This is a genomic window from Oleiphilus sp. HI0117, assembly GCF_001635235.1.
Map to the genome: position 1 here is coordinate 1 of NZ_LWGA01000277.1, position 2,801 is coordinate 2,801.

Here is a 2,801-nt window from a genome sequence, read left to right on the forward strand (position 1 = left end):
GCCATCCAAGCCGCTCAGATCACCTAAGAAGCTTCCTGGACGAATAAGCATTTTCCTCTAGCATCTTCTTTCGGGGCGCAGTATAATGCGCCCCGTATTGATCAAGAACTCTCTGGATCATCTCTTGGCTCAAAGCCAAAATCAGTGCCCCCTTAGCTCAGTTGGTTAGAGCACCCGACTCATAATCGGTAGGTCCCCTGTTCAAGTCAGGGAGGGGGCACCATTTTTCTTCTTTTATTTCAATTGGTTATTTTAGTAGCTGGCATGCTTGGAATAAGTTGTGCTACATCAGTGCTACATTGGCCTCATTGTTGATTTGCACCCAAAACTGACCCACTAAAGCCATATATTTGCATCGAATTTTGACCCACGTATAAACCTATCCCTGCTTCAGCAAAGCAGGAGAAAATGGAGTGATAGACGTGGCTCTACTAAGCGTAATTCGACGCTGGCATATTCGGGAGGGACAATCGATTCGATCGATTGCTCGGAAGACCGGATTGTCACGAAATACTGTTCGTAAATACCTCAATAATAGAAATTTAGACCCAAGCTACCCTGCAAGGAAGTCGCCGAGTAAGCTGGATGACTACGAGAAGACCTTAACCTGCTGGCTTCACCGTGAGGTGAAAAAGCATCGAAAGCAGCGTAAGTCAGTCAAGCAGCTATACCAGGATTTAGTACAACTGGGTTACACCGGTTCCTATGATCGTGTTGCTGCGTTTGCACGGCAGTGGCGACAAGAGCAACATGAAGCAAAGAGCACTGCCGCTAAGCGAGTCTATGTTCCACTGACTTTTGCACCAGGCGAAGCATTCCAGTTTGATTGGGGCGAAGATTTCGCCACGATCAATGGTCGGAAGTGCTGCCTTCAAGTTGCTTACTTCAAGCTAAGCAATAGTCGAGCTTTCTTCCTGCGAGCTTATTACAAACAAACGCACGAGATGCTGTTTGATGCACACAATCATGCATTTCGGGTCTTTGGTGGCGTGCCTGAACGCGGCATCTACGACAACATGAAGACTGCTGTGGATAAGGTACGATCAGGTAAACAGCGCGATGTTAATCGCCGATTCCAAACGCTAGTCAGTCATTATCTGTTTGAAGCTGAGTTCTGTAATCCAGCTGCAGGTTGGGAGAAAGGCCAAGTCGAGAAAAAGGTGCGAGATGCTCGGCATCAGTTATGGCATACCGCTCCCAAGTTCAAGACTCTCGAAGAACTTAATGCTTGGCTTGAACGCCAATGTATTGAACTGTGGCACCGCCAAAAACACCCAGAACAATCCAATCTAACGGTTGCTGAATGCTGGCGACAAGAACGGCCATGTTTAATGCCTGTCCCAGCGCCATTCGATGGCTATGTAGAAGAGACTAAGCGAGTCTCTTCTACATGCTTAATTACGTTCGAGCGTAACCGCTATAGTGTCCCGGCAAGCTTTGCTAACCAGCATGTGAGTCTTCATGTTTATGCAGCTGAAATCGTTATCGTTGCCGAAGGCAAGGAGATAGCAAGACATAGACGTATCTTCAATCGCAAGCATGATGCAGGTATCACCAAGTATGAATGGAGACATTATCTAGCCGTGGCTCAACGCAAACCAGGAGCACTGCGTAACGGCGCACCGTTCGAGACCTTGCCAGACAGCTTCAAGTCCATTCAAAAGTATTTACTTCGACGACAAGGTGGTGATCGAGAAATGGTCGAGATATTGGCCTTGGTACTTCATCACGACGAACAGCTGGTTGAGCAAGCGGTTGAGGAATCTCTGCGATGCGGGCACCCCTCAAAACAGCATGTAATGAACTGTTTGAGCCGACTCATCGAACAGGAAACACCTGAGCCTTTGCTAACACCACCCTCTCTCATTCTAAACGAAGAACCTATTGCCAACACACAACGCTACGATCAACTAAGAGGTCATCCTTATGCACATTGAAACCATGATCCACACCTTCAAACAACTCAAACTACACGGTATGGCCAACAGTGTTATGGAGCTATCACAGCAAGCTGGGCCATCTTACCTTCAAGCACAGCCCATTCTTGAAGCCTTGATCAAAGCTGAAGTAACAGATCGAGAAGTGCGATCAATCGCTTATCAGATGAAGCATGCAAGGTTCCCAGCCTACCGTGACCTAGCTGGCTTTGACTTCAATCAAAGCAGTGTAGATGAAACGCTTGTCAAAGCGCTTCATCGCTGTGAGTTCATCGAAGGCAGCCACAACATCGTACTTATAGGAGGCCCTGGCACGGGTAAAACTCACTTAGCAACGGCAATAGGCGTACAAGCCATCCAACACCACCGACTACGAGTGCGCTTCTTATCGACCATTGAACTTGTGAATCAACTTGAACAAGAAAAACTCGAAGGTAAAGCGGGACGCATTGCGAACAGGTTAAGCCATACAGACTTGGTTATCTTAGATGAACTTGGTTACTTGCCCTTTAGTCAAACGGGAGGCGCATTACTATTCCACTTGCTAGGCAAACTATATGAGAAAACAAGTGTGATTATCACGACTAACTTAAGCTTTTCAGAGTGGAGCCAAGTCTTCGGTGACGCAAAGATGACAACCGCATTACTTGATCGACTAACGCATCACTGTCACATCATTGAAACAGGTAACGAAAGTTACCGCTACAAAGAATCTACTAATAAACGAATTTAAAACTGGAAATAAAAGAAAAGTTCAGGCCATAATCTGGCCTCTCAGGCGGGTCAAAATTAAGTGCAAAAGCCGGGTCAGTTTTACATGCAAATTAACACTAGTGTTTTTATAGGCTAAACTAACAAGGTCAA

Annotated in this window: 2 protein-coding genes and 1 tRNA gene; all 3 read left to right on the plus strand. The window is 46.3% G+C overall.

Annotated features, from left to right (window positions below):
- Positions 1 to 146: 146 nt before the first annotated feature.
- The 3 genes from A3757_RS03440 to istB all read left to right on the plus strand — a co-directional run bounded on the left by A3757_RS03440 (position 147) and on the right by istB (position 2,670).
- Positions 147 to 223 (plus strand) — tRNA-Ile (locus A3757_RS03440).
- Between the two features lie 199 nt (positions 224 to 422).
- On the plus strand, positions 423 to 1,937 hold the full coding sequence (istA, locus tag A3757_RS03445) for an IS21 family transposase (protein WP_369819522.1): 1,515 nt from the start codon (positions 423 to 425) through the stop codon (positions 1,935 to 1,937).
- Entirely contained in the window at positions 1,927 to 2,670 is a 744-nt protein-coding gene (gene istB / locus A3757_RS03450) for an IS21-like element helper ATPase IstB (RefSeq protein WP_068510186.1), read from the plus strand. Before istA ends, istB begins: the two co-directional genes overlap by 11 nt.
- Positions 2,671 to 2,801 lie beyond the last annotated feature (131 nt).